The 19,899-nt window shown below is 71.1% G+C and carries 16 protein-coding genes and 1 other RNA gene; 8 read left to right on the forward strand and 9 right to left on the reverse strand.

The window, feature by feature from the left end; all coding sequences use genetic code 11:
• The first annotated feature begins 300 nt into the window (after positions 1-300).
• On the forward strand, positions 301-1,473 hold the full coding sequence (locus DEJ29_RS10755) for an ABC-2 transporter permease (RefSeq protein ID WP_146248306.1): 1,173 nt from the start codon (positions 301-303) through the stop codon (positions 1,471-1,473).
• A gap of 19 nt (positions 1,474-1,492) precedes the next feature.
• Positions 1,493-2,281 carry an inositol monophosphatase family protein gene (locus DEJ29_RS10760; RefSeq protein WP_084741405.1) on the forward strand — a complete coding sequence of 263 codons (789 nt, stop codon included), beginning with the start codon at positions 1,493-1,495 and terminating at the stop codon, positions 2,279-2,281.
• An 18-nt stretch (positions 2,282-2,299) separates the two neighbouring features.
• Here DEJ29_RS10760 and DEJ29_RS10765 read toward each other — a convergent pair whose 3' ends face one another.
• The gene (locus DEJ29_RS10765; RefSeq protein WP_111094595.1) at positions 2,300-3,886 is read right to left on the reverse strand and encodes an MFS transporter; all 1,587 of its coding nucleotides are present in this window, start codon (positions 3,884-3,886) and stop codon (positions 2,300-2,302) included.
• Positions 3,887-4,411: 525 nt separating this feature from the next.
• Here DEJ29_RS10765 and DEJ29_RS10770 point away from each other — a divergent pair.
• The 5 genes from DEJ29_RS10770 (at position 4,412) to DEJ29_RS10790 (ending at position 13,003) form a co-directional block, all read left to right on the forward strand.
• Positions 4,412-7,111: a helix-turn-helix transcriptional regulator gene (locus DEJ29_RS10770; RefSeq protein ID WP_111094594.1), complete on the forward strand. Its 2,700-nt coding sequence runs from the start codon at positions 4,412-4,414 to the stop codon at positions 7,109-7,111.
• A 422-nt stretch (positions 7,112-7,533) separates the two neighbouring features.
• Complete coding sequence (glmS, locus tag DEJ29_RS10775) at positions 7,534-9,348, forward strand: glutamine--fructose-6-phosphate transaminase (isomerizing) (protein WP_111094593.1); 1,815 nt, start codon at positions 7,534-7,536, stop codon at positions 9,346-9,348.
• 162 nt (positions 9,349-9,510) lie between these two features.
• On the forward strand, positions 9,511-10,224 hold the full coding sequence (locus tag DEJ29_RS10780) for a M50 family metallopeptidase (RefSeq protein ID WP_181438148.1): 714 nt from the start codon (positions 9,511-9,513) through the stop codon (positions 10,222-10,224).
• Between the two features lie 88 nt (positions 10,225-10,312).
• Entirely contained in the window at positions 10,313-11,698 is a 1,386-nt protein-coding gene (locus DEJ29_RS10785) for an O-acetylhomoserine aminocarboxypropyltransferase/cysteine synthase family protein (RefSeq protein WP_111094592.1), read from the forward strand.
• Entirely contained in the window at positions 11,699-13,003 is a 1,305-nt protein-coding gene (locus DEJ29_RS10790) for an LLM class flavin-dependent oxidoreductase (RefSeq protein WP_111094591.1), read from the forward strand.
• 16 nt (positions 13,004-13,019) lie between these two features.
• Here DEJ29_RS10790 and DEJ29_RS10795 read toward each other — a convergent pair whose 3' ends face one another.
• The 7 genes from DEJ29_RS10795 to DEJ29_RS10825 form a co-directional block, all read right to left on the reverse strand.
• Positions 13,020-13,889 carry a hypothetical protein gene (locus DEJ29_RS10795; RefSeq protein ID WP_111094590.1) on the reverse strand — a complete coding sequence of 290 codons (870 nt, stop codon included), beginning with the start codon at positions 13,887-13,889 and terminating at the stop codon, positions 13,020-13,022.
• A gap of 161 nt (positions 13,890-14,050) precedes the next feature.
• Positions 14,051-14,427, reverse strand: a transfer-messenger RNA (tmRNA) gene (ssrA, locus tag DEJ29_RS10800).
• 95 nt (positions 14,428-14,522) lie between these two features.
• Positions 14,523-14,999 (reverse strand): SsrA-binding protein SmpB, encoded by a 477-nt coding sequence (gene smpB / locus DEJ29_RS10805; RefSeq protein WP_027465851.1) that lies wholly within the window; start codon positions 14,997-14,999, stop codon positions 14,523-14,525.
• Positions 15,000-15,129: 130 nt separating this feature from the next.
• Positions 15,130-16,044 carry a permease-like cell division protein FtsX gene (gene ftsX / locus DEJ29_RS10810; RefSeq protein ID WP_027465852.1) on the reverse strand — a complete coding sequence of 305 codons (915 nt, stop codon included), beginning with the start codon at positions 16,042-16,044 and terminating at the stop codon, positions 15,130-15,132.
• Positions 16,041-16,796 (reverse strand): cell division ATP-binding protein FtsE, encoded by a 756-nt coding sequence (ftsE, locus tag DEJ29_RS10815; protein WP_017888215.1) that lies wholly within the window; start codon positions 16,794-16,796, stop codon positions 16,041-16,043. Before ftsE ends, ftsX begins: the two co-directional genes overlap by 4 nt.
• A gap of 61 nt (positions 16,797-16,857) precedes the next feature.
• Positions 16,858-17,967, reverse strand: a complete 1,110-nt coding sequence (gene prfB, locus DEJ29_RS10820) for a peptide chain release factor 2 (protein ID WP_110863996.1) — start codon at positions 17,965-17,967, stop codon at positions 16,858-16,860.
• Positions 17,968-18,081: 114 nt separating this feature from the next.
• Positions 18,082-18,576, reverse strand: coding sequence for a GNAT family N-acetyltransferase (locus DEJ29_RS10825; RefSeq protein ID WP_214564971.1), 495 nt, complete (start codon positions 18,574-18,576; stop codon positions 18,082-18,084).
• Between the two features lie 151 nt (positions 18,577-18,727).
• On the opposite strand from DEJ29_RS10825, the gene DEJ29_RS10830 reads away from it, so the two are divergent.
• Complete coding sequence (locus DEJ29_RS10830) at positions 18,728-19,363, forward strand: hypothetical protein (protein WP_111094589.1); 636 nt, start codon at positions 18,728-18,730, stop codon at positions 19,361-19,363.
• Here the strand turns inward: DEJ29_RS10830 and DEJ29_RS10835 are convergent.
• A complete protein-coding gene (locus DEJ29_RS10835; protein ID WP_111094588.1) occupies positions 19,356-19,853 on the reverse strand; it encodes a hypothetical protein in 498 nt (165 codons plus the stop codon). The genes DEJ29_RS10830 and DEJ29_RS10835 overlap by 8 nt on opposite strands.
• Between the last annotated feature and the right edge of the window lie 46 nt (positions 19,854-19,899).

Here is a 19,899-nt window from a genome sequence, read left to right on the forward strand (position 1 = left end):
GGTCACGACACCCCGCGGTGTGTGCGTCGAGGGGTCACGAACTGTCGACTGGCGACGCGGCACCCGACAGTTCGTGACCACTCGAGCGCCGGCGCGCGGTGAGTCGTGACCACTCCGGTTCCCGCGCCCCCTCCGCACCGTGCCGGCCTCGCACCGTGCGAGGGGCGCACGAACGGTGCGAGGTTGCGCACTCCGTGCGGGCTCGCGGGCCTCGCACGGAGTGGGCAACCTCGCACGGGACGATGCCTCGGCAGCGGGCCGGCGTCGACAAGCGCGCATCGGGGTTGTACAGTTGCGGTCGTGTCTGAAGTTGCAAAGTACAACTTTGCGCCGACCCCCGCTGTCGACGCCCCGTCCCCGAGCACGACGACGACGTCGCACGCGCACCACTCCCCCACCCACAAGTCCCAACGAGGCCCGAAGCCGCAGCGGTCCGACAGCGTCCTGCGCCCCGCCGGCCTCGGTCGCGTGCTGCTGACGTTCGCCTCGCACATCCTCGTGCCGCTGTTCCTGGCCGCCGGCATGGGCCTGGCCTACCTCGGTGCCTTCCACGCCCCGGCCCCGCAGGAACTGCCGGTCGGCATCGTCGGCCAGGGCGCGGCCACCCAGGTGTTCGCCCAGACCGTGACCGACCAGTCCGACGGCGCCCTCGTGGCCCACGTCGTCGCATCGACGAAGGCTGCCGAGCAGCAGGTGCGCGACCGCGACCTCGCCGCCGTGTACGCACCGACGGCGACGGGTGCCACGCTCTACGTCTCGACCGCAGCGTCGGAGACCACCGCGAGCGCCGCGCAGAAGGTGTTCCTGCCGATCGCCTACGACCAGCACGTGCCGTTCCGGGTCGTCGACGTCGTGCCCACGGGCGACCAGGACACCACCGGCCAGGGGCTGTTCTTCCTGCTCGTGGCCCTGAGCGTCGGCGGGTACGCGTCCGCGATCGCCGTGGCGTCGGTCGCGACGAAGCTCCGTGCCGTGTGGACCGCGGTCATCGGGCTCGCCACCGCGGGGGTCGTCGCCGGCATCGGCGTGATCGTCGCCGGACCGATCTACGGCGTCATCACCACCCACCACTGGCAGGTGTTCCTGTTCGCCTGGCTCTACGACGCGATCATCGTCGCACTCGGCGTCGGGCTGCACCCCGTGCTCGGACGGTGGACCACCCCGATCCTCACGATGCTGTTCGTGATGCTGAACTTCACGTCGTCCGGCGGGATCTTCCAGCCGGCGTTCCAGCCCGGGTTCTTCGCCGCCCTGCACACCTTCTGGAGCGGTGCCGCATGGCTGCAGGCCGCTCAGGACCTGCAGTACTTCCCGGACGCCTCGCTCGGCCGGTCGTCGCTCGTGCTCGCCCTCTGGCTGGCCGCCGCGCTCCTGCTCTGCGTCGTCGTGCACGGGCTCGTCGCCCGCCGGACCCGCATCGCCCGCGAGCGCGAGGTCACCCGGCTCGAGGAGGAAGAGGTCGTCGCCGCGTAGCGACGGTAGGTTGGGCGACGTGGACCTCAGCGCCGACCTGGACTTCGCCCGCTCCCTCGCCGACACCGCCGACGCGATCAGCCTCGAGCGCTTCCGTGCCGCTGACCTGCACGTGACGAAGAAGGCCGACAGCACGCACGTCACCGACGCGGACCAGGCCGTCGAACGGGCCCTGCGCGAGCGACTCGCCGCCGAGCGACCGGACGACGCGTTCCTCGGTGAGGAGACGACGGCGGACACCGGGGCCGAGGCCGTCAGCGAAGGACACCGCCAGTGGGTGGTCGACCCGATCGACGGCACCGCCAACTACCTGCGCGGCGTGCCGGTGTGGGCGACCCTCATCGCGCTCGCGGTCGACGGCCGCCCGGTGCTCGGCGTCGTCAGCGCTCCCGCCCTCGGCAAGCGCTGGTGGGCGGCCGAGGGTTCCGGCGCGTTCTCGCTGGACGGACCGCTCCGGGTCTCCGGGGTGTCCGAGCTCGCCGATGTGAGCCTGAGCTACAACAGCATCCAGCAGTGGGACGACGACGACCGCCTCGAGCCGCTCGTCGACCTGTCGCGCCGGGTCTGGCGCACCCGGGCCTACGGCGACATGTGGTCGTACATGATGGTGGCCGAGGGTGTCCTCGACGTCGCCGGCGAACCGGACCTGAAGCCGTGGGACATCGCGGCCCTCGTCCCGATCGTCGAAGAGGCCGGCGGCCGCTTCACCTCGCTCGACGGCGATCCCGGGCCGTGGCACGGCAGCGCGCTCGCCTCGAACGGCCTGGTGCACGACGCCGTCGTCGAGGTCATCCGCCGCGACTCCTAGGCACGGTCGGCGGGCAGGTCAGCCCCGCTCGGCGGACCCCGGCGCCTCGGTCCGCTCGGCGGATCCGTTCGCCCCGGCGCGCTCGGCGGACCCCGCAGCCGCGTCCGAGTGCTCGGCGTCCCCGTCCGACCGCCGCGCCGCCCGACGACGCGCCACCAGGTCCGCACCGGCCAGCACGAGCGCCAGCGCCATCAGCGACACCGTGAACGTCGTGCCGCTGCGGAACGCGTCGTGGTACGCGTCGAGACGAGCGCCGGAGCCACCGGAACCCGAGCCCGCCGCCTCGCTCCGCACGATCCCGTAGAAGATGCTCGTCGCGACCGCGGTGCCGATCGCCGTGCCGACACGCTGGCCGAGCTGCTGCATCGACCCCGCCACCCCGGACTGCTCGACGGGGATCTCGGCCAGGGTCAGGGTCTGGTTCGGCGACACCACGAACCCGCCACCGAGTCCGCCCACCAGGAACGCGCCGGCCATCGCCCACGGCGTGACATCCGGCGGGGTGGCGACGGCGGCGACCATGAGCAGCAGGAAGCCGACGACGACCATCCCGAGCCCGGCGACCACCAGCGCCCGCCCGACCCGGTCGACGATCCGTCCGCCGATGTAGGAGCCCACCGCACTCGTCGCGGCGAAGGGGATGCTCACCATGCCGGCGAACAGCGGCGAGAGCCCGAGGCCCTCCTGCAGGTACAGCGTGACCATGAGGAACGACGCCGGCAGTGCCGCGAAGTAGACGGCCACGATCGACAGCCCGTTGCGGTACGACGACAGCCGGAACAGCTCGAAGTGCACCACGGGCGACTTGCCCTGCCGCTTGAACCGCTGCTCCCAGAGCACGAACAGCACGAGGAACACCGCGAAGCCGACGAGCCAGAACCAGCGGGTCGCGGAACCACCGCCGCCGCTGGTCAGCACGAACGGCAGCATCAGGGTGATGATGGCGGCGCCGAGCAGCAGGATGCCGACGACGTCCAGTTCGCGGTCCTGCGCCTTCCCCTGGGCGCCCTTCGGCAGCAGGCGGACGGCGAAGAGCAGTGCGGCGATCCCGAGGGGCACGTTCATCCAGAACAGCAGCCGCCAGCCGGACTCCTCGCCGCCGATCGCGATGAGGCCACCGCCGATGGTCGGCCCGAGGGCGGTGGAGATGCCGATCATCGCCCCGAAGAGCCCGAACGCGCGGCCCCGCTCCGGCCCGCGGAACAGCTGCTGCACGAGTCCGATGACCTGGGGCATCTGGATCCCGGCGGCGAAGCCCTGCAGGATCCGCGTGACGATCAGGACCTCGATGTTCGGCGCGACGGCGCACAGCAGGCTCGATCCGGTGAACGCGCTGAGCCCCACGATGAACATGACACGCCGGCTCTTCAGGTCCCCGAGCCGACCCGCGGGCACGAGGGCGAGGCCGAACGCCAGCGCGTACCCCGCCACGATGAGCTGGAGCGACGAGCTGGTGGCCCCGAGGGACTGCTCGATCGAGGGCAGCCCGACGTTCACCTTGGACAGGTCGAGGATCGTCAGGGCCGCGACGGCCACGCACACGGCGAAGGCCCGCCACCGGGTGCGGTCATCGAGGCGGGCGTCGGTCGGTTCGGCGTTGGACATCCCGTCCTGGCTACACCTGCGACGACGAACGAGGTCCGGACAGACCTGTACCCCGGTTCCGTCCGGAGGACCCGGATCGGGGTCAGGAGGGCGGGTGCCACTCCCCAGTCGTGGCCCCCCGTACTGGGGGCACGGTTCTGGACATCTGCTCGCGGGAGTCCGCCTCGCGGACCGGGACCTGAGTTATCGTGCTCCAGACGGCAGGTCACGTGATGCTCTCGGATTCCCTAGATCCGGACGGCGGAACAGACCGGTCGTGTTCGTCCGAAGACCCTAACCCGAGGGGTGATACAGACGATGACATCATCGTTCCCGAGCGGAACCGAGTGCACCCACACTCGTCGACCGCATCCAATCCACGACAGTTCCGGCGCGCGCTCAGTCGCCGCCGCTCGTCCGCACTCCGCCACGGTCACCCGCCGTGCAGCAGTCCGGTCCGCCTCCGTGCGCCCCGTCGCAGCGACCCCCGTGTTCGCCGACGCCCTCCTCGCAGCATCCGCCTCCGGACCCGGAGGCCGGTGAGTCATGGCACTCACCGGTCGACGTCTCGAGGTCGACCGGATCGCGACCCTCGCAGTGCTCCCACGGGAGTCCGCGATGGTCGTGGTCGGCGACCCTGGTTCCGGACGCAGCAGCGTCCTCGACGCGGTCTCGAACCGCGTTTCCCTCCCCGTCGTCCGGGTCGGTGTCAACGGGAGTGAATCCCGCTGGCCTCTGGCCGGGGTGACCTCCCTGTTCACCGCGCTCGACGACCCTCGAGCGACCGCACACATCGCCCACCTGCTGCAGGCAGGCGGGACCGCGGCCGCCGTGACGGCCGGGCTGGCGGCGGCGCACGACTTCCTCGACGCCGTGCACGCCCTGACCCTCCCGCCGACGCTCGTCCTGATCGACGACCTCGACCGGATGGACTCGGAGAGCCAGGAACTCATCGCGTTCCTCGCCGGACGACTCGCGGGCACCGCCCTGCGTGTCGTGGCGACGGTCCGCTCGGTGCCGTCGGACGGGCCGCTCGCGGCCCTGCCGACCCTGCGCATCGAACCACTGCCCTCGGACGAGGCCCTGGTCCTCGCCCGGGCCATGGCACCCGCCGAGGCGAACGACGGCGTCCTCGCCGTCCTCGCCGAGGAGACCGGTGGCAACCCCGGCGCGCTCCGCGAACAGCTCGCGGTGCTCACCCGGGAGCAGCTCACCGGCGCGGAGCCGATCGTGCTCCCGCTCCGACCCACTCCGACGACCGAGGCCATCGCGGCACTCGCACTCGGGCCCGCCGCGGGACGCGATCTGGACGTCCTCGCGAAGCTCGCCCTGGTGCCCGTCGCGAAGACCACGGCGTGGGACCGGGACGAGCTGGACGACCTGGTCGGGGCCGGTCTCGCGACCGTCCGCGGGCAGAGCGTCACCGTCCGGCACCCGCTCGTGCGTTCCGCGCTCTACTGGCGGATGCCCGCCCGTGACCGTCGCGCGGCACACGCCGAGCTGGCCACGGCGAGCGCGGAGAGCGACCCGCGGTCGGCCGCGTGGCACCGGAGCTTCGTCGACGACGTCCCCGACGTGGTCGCGCTGCTCCGGGCCGCACGGTCGTACGTCGTGGACGGCAACGTGCACGCCGCGATCGCACTGACCGAACGTGCCCTGCACATCGGTGGCGGGACCGAGGACGAGCACGTCGCGCTCCTCGGGGTCGCGGAGGCCATGCTCGGCAAGCGCCTGCTCGGCTTCGCCGCGCGGTACCTCGCGGCGCTCCGTCCGTTCCGGACGACGCCGAACGAGGTCCGCCGGCTCCGGCTGCAGTACTCGGCCGAGTACCTCAGCGGTGACGCCGTGCACGCGGACGAGCTGCTCGTCCCCGTCGACGCGACCGACCCGGCCGAGGTGGACGCCGTCGCCGGGCTGATGGCCATGGTGGCCTGCTTCCGTGCCGAGGCGTGGGAGCTCGACCAGGCCAAGGACCTGCTGCACCGGATCGAACCGCTCGAGGGGTCGGCGTCCGCGCACACCCTCGAGATCGCGACGACCGCGCGGGAGCTCATCGCCGCCGTGGACGGCGTGCTGCCGCCCGACACCGAGCTGCACGACGGGCTCGCGACGTCGGAGCTCGTGGCGATGTCCGACCCGGCCCTGCTGCTCCTCGCCCACGCGCTGAGCATCGGCGAGCGCTACCGGAGCGCGCGACGGGTGTTCGCACTCGTGCTCGCCCGGGGGCAGGAGACCGCGGCGGTGTGGACCGAGGCGGCCCGCTACCTGACGTCCGAGAACGAGGTGCGCTCCGGCAACTTCCGGCAGGCGCTCCGCGCGATCGACGTGTGGGAGTCCGGTTCGTCCGTCGCCGAGCGGTTGCGTGAGCCCTCCCGGGCGATCGCCGTCGCGTGGCGGCACTTCGCCGAGGGCCGTTCCGCCGAGGCGCTCGACGTCGTGGACCGGTGCCTCGAGCACCGTTCGACGAGTCGGCTCTGGGGTGCGACGGCGAAGCTGCACGCGCTCCGCGGCAAGGTCCTGCTGCTCGACGGTCGACTCGACGAGGCAGCCACCGCGCTCGAGGCCGCCGACGCCATCGGTCGGTCGCTCCGGAACCCCGCGGTGCTCCGGCACCTCGGCGACCTGGTCGAGGCGTACGTGCGCCTCGGACGGATCGACGACGCGCGGACGATCACGGCCCGCCTGGCGGCGGACCACCACGCCCGTCCGGGGCGCTGGGGTGCCCTGGTGCTGGCGCGGAGCCTCGCGCTCGTCGCCGACGACACCACCCGCGAGCCGGCCCGGCGCCGTGCGCTGGAACTGTTCCAGCCGCACGACTCGCAGTACGAGCGGGCTCGCACGTTCGCGGCGCTGGCCGCCGTCGGCAACCCGGCGGAACGGCCGCGTCTCGGAGCGGCGGCCGCAGCGGCGTACGAGGCGGCCGGCCTGCGTCGACCGCTCGTGACCCCGGCGCCGGCTGCGGCGATGCCGCAGTTCGGCACGGGCTCGTCGTCGATCCGGTCCGCACCGGTGCTCTCGCCGGCGTTCCCCGGGACGCCGCGCAGCGCCCCCGACGCATCGGCGGTGCTCACGTCGCTGACCGCCGAGGAGCGCGCGGTGGTGCAGAAGGTCACCGAGGGCTACCGCAACCGCGAGATCGCGTCATCGCTGTTCATGTCGCAGCGCACGGTGGAGCTGCGGCTCACGCAGATCTACCGCAAGGTCGGCGCGCGGTCGCGGTCACACCTGGTCGCGCTCCTCACGTAGGAGACGCACCACAGGACGGACGGGAGGCCCGGTACCAGCTGGTACCGGGCCTCCCGTCCGTCGTCCCTCGCTTGGTGCGACGGCGATTGCGGGAGTCCGCACGCGACCGCAGCGCGGTGTGCCCCCGCACGCGGGGAACCGCAAGAGCGTCCGACGGGTGTTGCCGTGTGGTCGGCGGCGGGTGAGGCTTCTCCTGCACCGACCGCCGTGCCCCTCCCCCGGGGGCCAGCCCGCGGTACCTGAGTCCGGTACCCGAACCCCTCGGCCCAACGACACCGGCGTCCGTCCTCGCCTGATCCGAGGACGGGCGTCGGTTCCCGGGCCGGGAGGCCCCGGACGCGCGGCAGACCCGACGGCGGTCGGTGCCGCACCAGTTCCACCTCCCCGTTCCACCCACTCTCGTTCCCCCGAAGGGACAGCCGATGTGCGGCATCATCGCGGCCCGCGTGTCTGACGACGCGACCCCCTACCTGCTCGACGGACTCGAACGACTCGAGTACCGCGGGTACGACTCCGCCGGCATCGCCGTCCGGACGGCCGTCGGCCGCACCGAGACGATCCGCTCGGTCTCCCGCGTCGGCGACCTGCGCACGCTCGTCGCTGCACGCTCCGGTGACGCGTTCACCGGTGTCGGCATCGGCCACACCCGCTGGGCCACGCACGGTGCCGTGCGCGAGGCGAACGCGCACCCGCACGCCGACTGCACCGGCCGGATCTCGATCGTGCACAACGGCATCATCGAGAACGCGGAGCGACTGCGGCAGACGCTCGAGGCGCAGGGCCACCGCTTCCGGTCCGACGTCGACTCCGAGGTCATCGCGCACCTGGTCGAGCGGGCGCTGGCGGTCGACCCGGACCTGATGCTCGCGGTGCAGATCGCGACGGCGCAACTCGAGGGCTCGTGGGCGATCGTGGTCCTGGACGCCCGGGACGGCCGGATGGTCGTGGCGGCCGACCGTTCGCCGCTCGTCGTCGCCCGCTCCGGCCGCGGTGACTTCGTGGCGAGCGACATCGGCGCGATCGCCGAGTGGTGCGAGACGTTCGTGGCGCTGCGCGACGGCGACGTCGTCGAGCTCGGTGAGGCCTGGACCTGGTCGTCCGACGGCATCACGGTGCCCGTGCCGTTCCCCACGCCGTCCCCGTTCGCCGCCGCAGCACTCGACCTCGGCGACCACACCGACCACATGGCGAAGGAGATCGACGAGCAGGCCGACGTCGTCGCGACGATCCTGGACCGGGTGACCCGCCGCACCGCCGACGGCAGCATGTGGGTGGGCCTCGGCCTGGCCGGCTTCCACCGGCTGGCGATCGTCGCCTGCGGCACGTCGCTGAACGCGGGCCAGGTGATCGCGACCGCACTGCGCGGGATCGGTGGTGTGCCGACCGACATCGTCGTCGCGAGCGAGGCCGACCAGGCCGTGCTCGGTCCGGGCACCCTGGTCGTCGCGATCAGCCAGTCCGGTGAGACGGCCGACGTGCTCCGCGCCCTGGACCGGTTCGAGGACCGCCACCCGGTGCTCGCGCTGACGAACAACATGCACTCCTCGCTCGCTCGACGGGCCGACGCCGTGCTCGACTGCCACGCCGGCCCGGAGATCGGGGTCGCCGCCACGAAGACGTTCACGGCGCAGGTCGTCGTCGGGGTCGCGGCGATGATCTCCGCGATGGTCGCCTCCGGCCGCATCGAACCGTCCCGCGCGCAGGTGCTCGTCGACGAACTGCTCGACCTGCCGGCCCGGATCGAGCACGCCGCGCGGGTGTCCGCCGAGCGGATGCCGCTGCTGGTGTCGAGCGTCAAGGAGGCGACCGGCTTCCTGTTCCTCGGCCGCGGTGCCGGACTGCCGTACGCCGCCGAGGGCGCCCTGAAGCTCAAGGAGCTCAGCTACCGCTGGGCCGAGGCCTACCCCGCCGGCGAACTCAAGCACGGGCCGCTCGCGCTGGTGGACGACGGCACCCCGGTGGTCGTCATCGACCACGGTGAGCCGAAGATCCAGTCGGCGATCGCCGAGGTCCGCGCACGCGGTGGCTTCGTCATCACGATCGGCGGCGAGTCGGCGGACATCCCCGCGCTCGGCCGCCGTGGCACCGGCGACCTGGCCTGGGGCGCGATGACCGCGCCGTGGGGTCCGCTCGAGGCCGTCGTGCCGCTGCAGATGCTGGCCCGCGAACTCGCCCTGCAGCTCGGGTGCGACGTCGACAAACCCCGGAACCTGGCGAAGTCGGTGACGGTCGAATAGCCGGGCGCCGACGCGTGAACCGCCTGACGGTCTTCCTCGCCGTCCTCACCGCCCTGGCGATCGCCGGCACCGTGGTCCTGGTCACGGTGGTGCTGACGATGCCCGGGCTCTCCTGACCGGATCCCGCAGGGTCTTCCTGGGCGGGGCTGCGATGCTGGTCACTTGACCACCGCAGCCCCGCCCCTCGTCTTCGTCGCGCTCCTCGTCGGCGCCGTCCTGCCGTTCGTGCCGTTCGTCGGCCGCGTGGCCCGCATCGCCGCGACCATCGCGCACGAGGTCGGGCACGCGATCGTCGTCGTGCCGTTCGGCGGGCGGATCCAGCGGATCGAGCTGCACCCGGACGGGTCCGGCGAGGCCTGGGTCCAGCTCGGCCGGGTGCCCGGCGGCATCCGGTGGCTCGTCCGGATCCTGAACCTGTACGCCGGGTACAGCGCACCCCTGTGGGCGGGCGTGCTCCTGGTGACGGGGGTGCTGCACGGCTCCCGCTGGCTGCCCGTGGTGGTGCTCGCGGTCATCGGGCTCGTCGCGCTGGCGTTCGTCCGGAACTGGTTCGGCCTGCTCGTCGTGCTCGGCTTCGACGCGCTCGCCCTGTGGGTGGCCGTCCGCCCGTCCGAGGCGACCGTCCTGGTGGTCGCCGCCGTCGGGGCGTTCTTCGTCGTCGACGGCCTGCGCTCGGTGGTGCAGGTCGGTCGCTGGATCGTCACCGGCGCCCGGGTGCAGACCGACTTCCACATCGCCGCGGCCGAGATGCGGGTGCCGGCGTCCCTGTGGTTCGTGCTGTTCGTCGCCGTGAACGCCGTCGCCGTGTGGCTGGCGCGCGAGCCGCTGCTCCAGGTCTGGGACACCGTCGTCGCCGGGGTCCGCGCGCTCGTCTGAGGCTGCGCTCGCGTAACCGGGGGCCGCAATCGCCTGTCCGCGCTGAGCGGCTGCGAGGCTACCGCCAGACGACCCCCGGAGGTGTCCCATGGCGACCGACGACCACGGCTTCGCGACCGAGCAGGTACACGGCGGCTTCGTGCCCGACGCCGGGCACGGCGCCCGGGTCCCCGCGATCCACATGTCCTCCGGGTTCCTGTTCGACGACTTCGACCAGGCCCGCGACCGCTTCGCCGACACCGACGACGGCTACACCTACACGCGCCTCGGCAACCCCACGAACGCCGACGTCGAGCGTCGCGTGGCGCTGCTCGAACGCGGTGTCCAGGCGATCCTGGTCGGCAGCGGTCAGGCGGCGGCGACCGTGGCGTTCCTCGGCCTGCTGCAGGCCGGCGACCACGTCGTCAGCGCCCGGAGCATCTACGAGGGCACGCGCGGGCTGCTGCTGCAGAACCTCGGCCGGCTCGGCATCGAGGTCGACTTCGTCACCGATGCCCGCGACCTCGACGCCTGGGCCGCCGCGGTCCGACCGAACACGAAGGCGTTCTTCGCCGAGACGATCCCGAACCCGAAGAACGACGTCCTCGACATCACCGGCGTCGCCGAGACCGCACACCGCGCCGGCGTCCCGCTGATCGTCGACAACACCCTCGCCACGCCGTACCTGGTGCGCCCGGTCGAGCACGGTGCGGACATCGTCGTGCACTCGGCGTCGAAGTTCCTCTCCGGGCACGGAGCCGGACTCGGCGGCGTGGTCGTCGACGGCGGCCGCTTCGACTGGTCCGCCGCCCCCGAGCGCTGGACCCACCTGACCAGCCCCGAGCGGTCCCTCGGCGGCGAGAGCTACGTCGACCGGTACGGCAACCGGGCCTTCGCCGTGTTCGCCCGCGACGTCGTCGCCGCACGCATCGGCCCGGCGCCGTCGCCGTTCAACGCGTTCCTGCTCCGCCAGGGCATCGAGACGCTGTCACTGCGGGTGGAACGCCACTGCGCGAACGCGCTGGCCGTCGCGTCCTGGCTGGACCAGCAGCCGGAGGTGACGAGCGTCGACCACGCGGGCCTGGCCTCCAGTCCGTTCCACGACCTCGCCCAGCGCTACCTGCCCCGCGGGGCCGGGTCCGTCTTCGCCTTCACGCTCGCCGGTGGCGAAGCCGCCGCGCGGGCGTTCATCGACGCCGTGCAGCTGTTCAGCCGGATGACCCACCTGGGCGACGTCCGCTCGCTGATCCTGCACCCGGCGACCACCACGCACGCCGGCCGCACGCCGGAGGAGCGAGCCGAGCAGGGCATCGACGACGGCCTGATCCGGCTGTCGGTCGGCATCGAGGACGTCGCGGACCTGCTCCGCGACCTGGAACGCGGGCTCGTCGCGGTGCGGTCCGCAGACGCCGCCGCCGGCCTGGAGGCACGTGGAGCGTCCGACGCGCAACGCACGGCAGTCGGTCGGCCGGCCCTCGACCGGCAGGAGCGCTGAATGGCCGAGCTGCAGCACTTCGGGTACTTCTTCTCGCGCGGCTTCGGCCCGCAGGCCTGGGGCCGGTCCGACTGGGACTGGGGCCACGACTGGACGAAGCCGGACCTGTACCAGGAGTCCGTCCGGACGCTCGAACAGGCCGGCATGGACCTGGTCATCGCCGAGGACGCCGTCTCGCTCGGCTCCCCCGCCACCCTCGACCTGCGCATCCGGCAGGCGTACGGCGGCCCGAAGCACGACCCGCTGCTGCTCGCCCCGTACCTGTTCGCCGCGACCTCGCACATCGGCATCGCGCCGACCGTCAACGCGGGCATCACCCCGCCGTACCTGGCGGCACGGCAGTTCGCGACCCTGGCGCACCTGTCCTCGGACCGTCTCGGCATCAACGTCGTCACCGACGTCGGCAGCGCGCGCCACGCCGGCCTGCCGCCGCTGCCGCACGACCAGGCGTACGACCGCGCCGAGGAGTGGATCACGCTGCTCCGCCGGCTCTGGCACTCGTGGGGCGACGCGTACGTCGGCGCACCGGACTCGTGGCACTTCGCGGACGGCGACGCGCTCGACGCGTTCCACCACGAGGGCGCCCACTTCACCGCCGACGGTCCGCTCAACGCGCTGCCGCTGGCGTCGGACCCCGTGGTCGTCTCACCCGGTGGCTCGGGCCGAGGGCTCGCGTTCGCCGGCACCCACTCGGACGTGCAGCTCGCACTCGCGCCGCTGTCCGCCGTCGCGGTGACGGAGTACCGAGCCCGGGTGATCGCGGCAGCCGAGGCCGCAGGGCGGTCCACCGCGGACCTGCGGATCCTGTTCGTGCTGAAGCCCGTGATCGTGTCCTCACCGGAAGAGGCCGACCGCATCGTCGCGGCGTCCGAGCACCCCTCCGACGACGCGCTGCGTGCGGCGGCGATCGCGTGGTCGAGCGACTCCGAGACCGACCTGCTCGCGCTCGACCTGGATGCCCCGGTGCCCGACGGGACCTTCGGTGAGCACGTCTCGGCCGGCACGATCCGCGGGCTGCTCGGGGACACCCCGGACGCACCGTTGCGGGAGCTGCTCACCCGCAAGGCGCGGCAGGGGCGGATCGCGTCACGCTCGGGGTTCGTGGGGACCGCCGACGAGTTCGCGGACTTCATCGAGGAGCTCGGCAGCGACGCCGAAAACGACGGGATCATCTTCTCGGGCGACCTGCACCCGGCGCAGATCCACCGGATGTTCGGCGACCTGGTGCCGGTGCTCCGGCGCCGCGGCCTGCTGCGACGGGAGTACGGCGACGGAGGGATCCGGGCGAACCTGTTCGACTTCTAGCGGGAGCGGCTGCGAGCTACTTCTTCTTCTTGGACTTCTTCTTCGCGTCGTCGTCCTTCTTCGACTTCTTCTTGCCGTCGTCGTCCTTCTTGGACTTCTTCTTGCCGTCGTCGTCCTTCTTCGACTTCTTCTTCCCGTCGTCCTTCTTGGACTTCTTCTTCCCGTCGTCCTTCTTCGACTTGGCCTTGCTCGCACCCGTCGGCAGCGGCAGGACGGTCGACACGGCCTCCGGATCCGCCTGCGAGACGTCGGCGTCGGCGGACACAGCCTCGGTCTCCGGCGACTCCACCCCGTCGATCGGCTCGACGACCACGGCCGAGCCGGTGTCCAGCTCGACGTCGACCGCGTGCTCCTCGAGCACCGGTGCCAGGGCGTCGGCGACCCGCTCGACCGTCAGGACCGCGTCCGCCTCGGCGAGTCGGAGCAGCGCCTGCGCGGTCCGGACCCGGGTGGTCGTCTTGCGCTCGAGGACGTCGGACCGTGCCCCCTCGAGGAACGTGCGCAGCGCGCGTTCCACGGCGGAGCGTCCGCGCGGGGCAGCGCGGTCGAGCCGATCGAGTTCCCCGGCGACCCCGGAGACGTCGTCGGCGACGTGCTCGTGCCGGACCGACTCGATGAGCGCGGCGATGGCTGCGGCGGCACGTTCGACCCCGGCGGAGCGCTGGTCGAGCACGACGAGCATCTCGACCACCGAGCCGTAGGTGACGGTCTCGAGGCGAACCGGCTCCGCGCCGCGGCCGCGAACGACCAGACGGGTGTCGGGGTTCGGCAGCCATGCGGCGAGAGCGGCGACCGTGGCGACGGAGCCCACGATCCGCTCGTACTCGCTGAGCACCACTCGTTCTTGCTCCCGCAGACGGACACGGATCGCGATCTCCTGCACCACGTGCTGACCTCTCGTTCGGGTTCGACGCGAGCGTGTTCTGCGCGCCTGCTCCGGAGCGTAGTCCTCGGACGTGGCGGAACAGCGAACGCCCCGGCACTGTCCAGGGGACGGTGTCGGGGCGTTCAGGTGGCGCAGCGTGACAGCGGTCGTCGTTCGGCGAATGGTGGAGATGGGGGGAATCGAACCCCCGTCCATCGCTGCAATTCGACGTCTTCTACGGGCGTATCCGGATAGTTCGTTCTGCTCGGCCCCGTCCTTTGCTACCGGCTTCTAGGACGACGGGCCCAGTCTCAGTGCAAGTCCCGCACGGCCCTGAGGCGCAACCGTGCAGCAAGTCCTCTGGATGACGTCGGGATCAGGTTAGAAGACGGTCACCTGGCCGACGGACTTCATGTGCTGGGCTGCTTACGCAGCGAGAGCGAAGTCAGTGCGCTTGGAATTGGCACTTGTTGTTTTCCACGGATCGTTTACGAGATAACCGTGGGTCCTCGGCCCGCTTCCCGTCGGCACACAGGCAATGTCGAAACCGATCATCCCCATGCGGGCCGGACGTGCGAGCCGCTGTCACGCTGTTGAGTTGCCAATGCTCCTGTCGGAGCAGTCCCTCAGTCTAGCCGAGGAGGTGCGTCGGCGCTACTCTCCGACGCGGTTCCGGGTGCGCATGGCCCGCTCGGCCTCACGCTTGTCGGTCTTCTCGCGCAGGGCCTGGCGCTTGTCGAACTCGCGCTTGCCCTTCGCGACGGCAATCTCGATCTTGGCCCGACCGTCGTGGAAGTAGATCTGCAGCGGCACGAGGGTGTAGCCGCCCTGCGCCGTCTTGTGCGAGATCTTCACGATCTGCTGCTTGTGCAGGAGCAGCTTGCGCTTCCGCCGCGGCGAGTGGTTGTTCCACGTGCCCTCGGTGTACTCCGGGATGTGCACGGCGTCGATCCACGCTTCGCCACCGTCGATGTAGGCGTACCCGTCGACCAGGGACGCGCGCCCCATCCGCAGGGACTTCACCTCGGTGCCGGACAGGACCATGCCCGCTTCGTACGTGTCCTCGATGAGGTAGTCGTGCCGTGCGCGACGGTTCGTCGCGACGATCTTCTCCCCGCGTTCCTTCGCCATGACGACTCCTCTCGATGGTGACCGGTGCAGTGCGCTGCCTGGGTGGTTCCGCGCAGCCCTACAGACTACTCAACACGAAGCGGGCGGCGCACCTTCCCGGCGCGCCGCCCGCTCGCGGATGCTGTGCTCGTCAGACCTTCAGGTACCGGCGGATGGCGATCGACGCCGACGCCGCGGCGAGGAGCACCCCGATCACGATCACCGCGGGGACCACGATGGCCGCGTCCCCCATGCCGATGAACGCCGTGCCGGTGAAGCGCTCCGCCAGGAAGTTCCGGACGAAGAACCAGACCACGGCGGTGATGGCGCCACCGGCGAGGACGGCTCCGATGGCGGCGGCGATCACCCCCTCTAGCACGAACGGTGTCTGGATGAACCGGTTCGACGCACCGACGAGCCGCATGATGCCGAGCTCTCGCCGTCGACTGAACGCCGACAGGCGGATCGTCGTCGCGATGAGCAGCACCGCGGCCACGAGCATGAGCGCCGCGATGCCGATCGCCGTGTACGACGAGGCGTTGAGCAGGTTGAAGATCGGCTGCAGGTACCCGCGTTGATCGACGACGCTCTGCACGCCGGCGACCTTCGACAGGCTCTCGACCAGGACGTCTGCCTGCGACGGGTTCTTCAGGTTCACCCAGAAGGTCTCGTTCAGGTACTCCGGCTTGACGAACTCCGTCGCGGCCGAGTCCTTGAACTGCTCCTTGAACCGGGTGAAGGCCTGGTCCTGGTTCTCGTAGTAGGTCTTCTCGATGTACGGCTTGAGCGTCGACGAGTCGAGCTGCGCCTGGACCTGCTCGCGCTGGTCGGCGGTGGCCTTCGCGCCGGTGCAGTTGCCCGTGGTGTCGGTGTCGGTGCACAGGTAGACGGCGACCTGCGCCCGGTCGTACCAGTACCCCTTCATCTGGTTGATCTGCATCTGGAGCAGGATCGCCGTGCCGACGAAGGTCAGGGAGATGAAGGTCACGAGGACGACGGAGACGACCATCGACGCATTGCGCCGCAGGCCCGAGCCGACCTCGGACATGACGAGCCCGAGCCTCATCGGATGAGCCCCGGGATCGTCTGGATGCCGGTGGTGTTGGACACGGTGCCTCGCTGGATCGGGACGGCCTGGGTCTGGTAGCCGCCGGACTGTTCGTCGCGCAGGACGGTGCCGTTCGAGAGCTCGATGACCCGACGCTGCATCTGGTTCACGATGCTGGCGTCGTGCGTCGCCATCAGCACGGTGGTGCCTCCCTGGTTGATGCGTTCGAGGAGCGCCATGATGCCGGCGGACGTCGTGGGGTCCAGGTTTCCGGTGGGCTCGTCGGCCAGCAGGATCGCCGGCTTGTTCACGACGGCGCGGGCGATGGCCACACGCTGCTGCTCACCACCGGAGAGTTCGTGCGGCATGCGAGTGGCCTTGCCGGCGAGCCCGACGAGCTTCAGCACGTCGGTCACGGCCTCGCTGATGAAGCCCTTGCTCTTGCCGATGACCTGCAGCGAGAACGCGACGTTGTCGAACACGTTCTTGTTCGGGAGCAGACGGAAGTCCTGGAAGACCACGCCGAGGTTGCGGCGGAAGTACGGGACCTTCCGCGATGCCAGGGACCCGAGGCGCTGCCCGAGCACGTGGATCTGCCCGCTGGTGGGCTTCTCCTCCTTGAGCACGAGGCGCAGGAAGCTGGACTTGCCGGAACCGGACGCGCCCACGAGGAACACGAACTCGCCCTTGAGGATCTCGAGGGTGAGGTTGTCGAGCGCCGGACTCGGGTTGCCCGAGTAGACCTTGGTGACCTGGTCGAATTTGATCATGACCGGATCAGGGTAGGTCGCCCCGCTTGGAAAGCAAGCGAGGCGCGCGGCTCAGGAACCCCTACTCGGCAGCGGATTGCTTGCGCCAGCGGATGCCCGCGTTGATGAAGCCGTCCAGATCGCCGTCGAACACGGCTGAGGGGTTGTTCACCTCGTGCTCCGTCCGGAGGTCCTTGACCATCTGGTACGGCGCCAGGACGTAGGAGCGGATCTGGTCGCCCCAGCTCGCCGTGATGTTGCCGGCGAGTTCCTTCTTCTTCGCGTTCTCCTCTTCCTTCTTCAGGAGGAGCAGGCGCGACTGCAGCACGCGCATGGCGGCCGCACGGTTCTGGATCTGCGACTTCTCGTTCTGCATCGAGACGACGGTGCCGGTCGGGATGTGCGTCAGGCGCACCGCGGAGTCGGTCGTGTTGACGGACTGGCCGCCGGGGCCCGACGAGCGGAACACGTCGACGCGGATGTCGTTCTCGGGGATGTCGATGACGGCGGTCTCCGGCATGAGCGGGATGACCTCGACCGCGGCGAAGGAGGTCTGGCGCTTGCCGGCGGCACCGAACGGCGACATCCGCACCAGGCGGTGGGTGCCGGCCTCGACCGACAGTGTGCCGAACGCGTGCGGGGCGTCGATCTCGAACGTCGCGGACTTGATGCCCGCTTCTTCGGCGTACGAGGTGTCCATCACGGTGGTCTTGTAGTTGTGCTGCTCGGCGTACCGGAGGTACATGCGGAGGAGCATCTCGGCGAAGTCCGCCGCGTCGACGCCACCCGCACCGGCGCGGATCGTGATGACCGCCGGACGGTCGTCGTACTCGCCGTCGAGGAGCGTCTGCACCTCGAAGTCGCCGATCATCTTCTGGATCGCCTTGAGCTCGGCGAGCGCTTCGTCAGCGGACTCCTGGTCGTCGCCCTCGTTCGCCATCTCGACCAGCACCTCGAGGTCGTCGATGCGCTGCTCGGTGTCGGTGATCTTCTTCAGCTCCGACTGGCGGTGCGAGAGCGCGCTCGTCACCTGCTGCGCGTGGTCGACGTCGTCCCAGAGGTCCTGGGCCCCGGCCTGCTCGCTGAGGTCGGCGATCTCACGCTGCAGGCGGTCGACGTCGACCACCGAGCGGATGTTGCCGAAGGTCTCGCGAAGGGCGGAGAGCTGCTCGGTGAAGTCCAGTTCGACCATGGTCATCGATCCTACCGGCGCGAGTCCGACTCGGCCGACCGGGAGGCGCGGTGCGGGTCCGTCCCGCTTGTCGCGGTCTTCCTCCGCACGCCTCGCACCCCCGCCCCGGCCCCGTCATCCGGGTCTCCGGTGCGACCTGGCGATCGCGTACCGTCGCAGCCGCACGCCACCGCGGCGCTCGGTCGACAGCAGGACGGCGTCGTAGTGCTCCAGCACCCCGATGGAGCCGTCGTTGTCGTCACGGCAGACGGCGATCACCGGGTCGATCCCGACGCGCGACGCGTGCGCGAGCACCTGGCCCAGCGCCCAGGTCGCCACGCCTCGGCCCCTCGCCGACGGGCGGATCCCGTACCCGACGTGGCCGAACCGCTGCACGCCGGCCGCGTCTCCCGGCGCCCGGAGTGCGATCCCGCCCAGGACGCGGCCGTCCTCGACGATCCACCAGAGGGCCCCGGGTCTGGCGTGCAGTCGGCCGACCCAGGTGCGGAACCCGTCCTCGTCGCCGACGTCGTCGTGCGCGGTGATCCCGAATCCGTCCTCGTGCACACCCGGCCCCCACTCGGCATGCGCTTCGGCCCACGCCTCGTACAACGCCGTCTGCGGTCTCACCAACTCGAGCATGTCCAAGTATCACAACGAAGCGGGTCGGTGGCGATCCCCTCCTGCGGATCCGACGCCAGTCGCTTCCGGGGTCGCGCGCGCGACCCGCACCGACCGTGACCCGTAGAGTCGAGAGACTCTCGACGTCAGGACCCGAACGATGACCAGCCCCGCAACCGACCCAGCCGGAGCCGAGCGTTGGGCAGCCGCCGCCCGGCTCGCCGACGGCCAGAGTGACGACGGGCTCCGCCGTCGCCGGACGCGCGTCTTCGTGTGGGCGGGGGCACTCGTCCTGGTGTCGTGGGCGGTCGGGGTGGTCCTGGCACTGGTGCTGGTGCCGGCCACCGGGAGCAACCACGCGAGTGGCCGCGATGGCGTGCAGCTGCTCGTCCAGCTCCTGCTGTTGCTGCTCGGGCTGGTCGTCGGCATCGTCGGTTTCGTGTGGGCCTTCCGCTCCGGTCACTACGTCACTCGCTGGCGATCGGTGAGCAGCCCGCTCTCCCGCGCGGAGCAGCGGTCGGTGCGGCGTCAGATCGCCGGCAAGGAGCCGATCGACGACGAGCACGCGGACATCGTCGTCGCGGTGGCCCTGCAGAACCGTCGAGCCACGCTCGGGATCCTGCCGATCTTCGGCGCCGTGATGCTGTTCGCCGCCTCGACGGCGGTGAGCACGGACAGTCTGCCCATCAAGCTGATCGAGCTCGTCGCGTCGTTCGCGGTGGTGCTCGGGCTCGTGCAACTGGCCGTGCAGTACCGACGAGCCGGGCGGTTCCTCTCGGAGCGCCCCGTCAGCTGACGTCGTCCGGCTGGCCGTCCGCAACGCTCGACCGTTGGCGACGTCGGTTCCTCAGGACCAGCAGGAGACCGACCAACGACGCGGCGCCCCCGAGGAACACCCCCGCTCCGACCCACGTCGTGACGGACGTGCTGTGTCCGAAGAGCGCGTTGATGAGCATGCCGAGTCCGACGGCCACGCCGGTGAGCAACACCGCGCAGGTCGGTTCGAGCCACGGAGGCGACAGGATCGACCGTCGGTCGACCGGGAGGCCGCGGTCCAGTCGAGCACGCGCAGCTCGCTCGCGGTCCTGTATCGCGATCCCGATCGTCGGTCCCCAGAAGGCCACCGTGGCCTGGCTGCCGCCGGGATCGACCACGATCAGGATCGCCATCGTCGCAACCGCACCGCCGAGGTACCACCAGGGGAAGACCCGACGGATCGGGACGGCCCAGCGGCTGTCCCGCCGAGTGCCGTTCCGCGGGTGGTGCTCGCCGCCACTCGTGACCACGGTCAGCGCTCCCGGCGCAGACCGGCGCTGCCCTGTGGGCTCGGAG

The organism is Curtobacterium sp. MCPF17_021, assembly GCF_003234605.2.
GTDB classification, from domain to species: domain Bacteria; phylum Actinomycetota; class Actinomycetes; order Actinomycetales; family Microbacteriaceae; genus Curtobacterium; species Curtobacterium flaccumfaciens.

Coding starts and splice junctions, on each gene's coding strand:
- DEJ29_RS10790 (WP_111094591.1), top strand. CDS start 11,699: ATGGCCGAGCTGCAGCACTTCGGGTACTTCTTCTCGCGCGGCTTCGGC.
- DEJ29_RS10770 (WP_111094594.1), top strand. CDS start 4,412: ATGGCACTCACCGGTCGACGTCTCGAGGTCGACCGGATCGCGACCCTC.
- DEJ29_RS10830 (WP_111094589.1), top strand. CDS start 18,728: ATGACCAGCCCCGCAACCGACCCAGCCGGAGCCGAGCGTTGGGCAGCC.
- ftsE (WP_017888215.1), bottom strand. CDS start 16,796: ATGATCAAATTCGACCAGGTCACCAAGGTCTACTCGGGCAACCCGAGT.
- DEJ29_RS10765 (WP_111094595.1), bottom strand. CDS start 3,886: ATGTCCAACGCCGAACCGACCGACGCCCGCCTCGATGACCGCACCCGG.
- smpB (WP_027465851.1), bottom strand. CDS start 14,999: ATGGCGAAGGAACGCGGGGAGAAGATCGTCGCGACGAACCGTCGCGCA.
- DEJ29_RS10785 (WP_111094592.1), top strand. CDS start 10,313: ATGGCGACCGACGACCACGGCTTCGCGACCGAGCAGGTACACGGCGGC.
- prfB (WP_110863996.1), bottom strand. CDS start 17,967: ATGGTCGAACTGGACTTCACCGAGCAGCTCTCCGCCCTTCGCGAGACC.
- glmS (WP_111094593.1), top strand. CDS start 7,534: ATGTGCGGCATCATCGCGGCCCGCGTGTCTGACGACGCGACCCCCTAC.
- ftsX (WP_027465852.1), bottom strand. CDS start 16,044: ATGAGGCTCGGGCTCGTCATGTCCGAGGTCGGCTCGGGCCTGCGGCGC.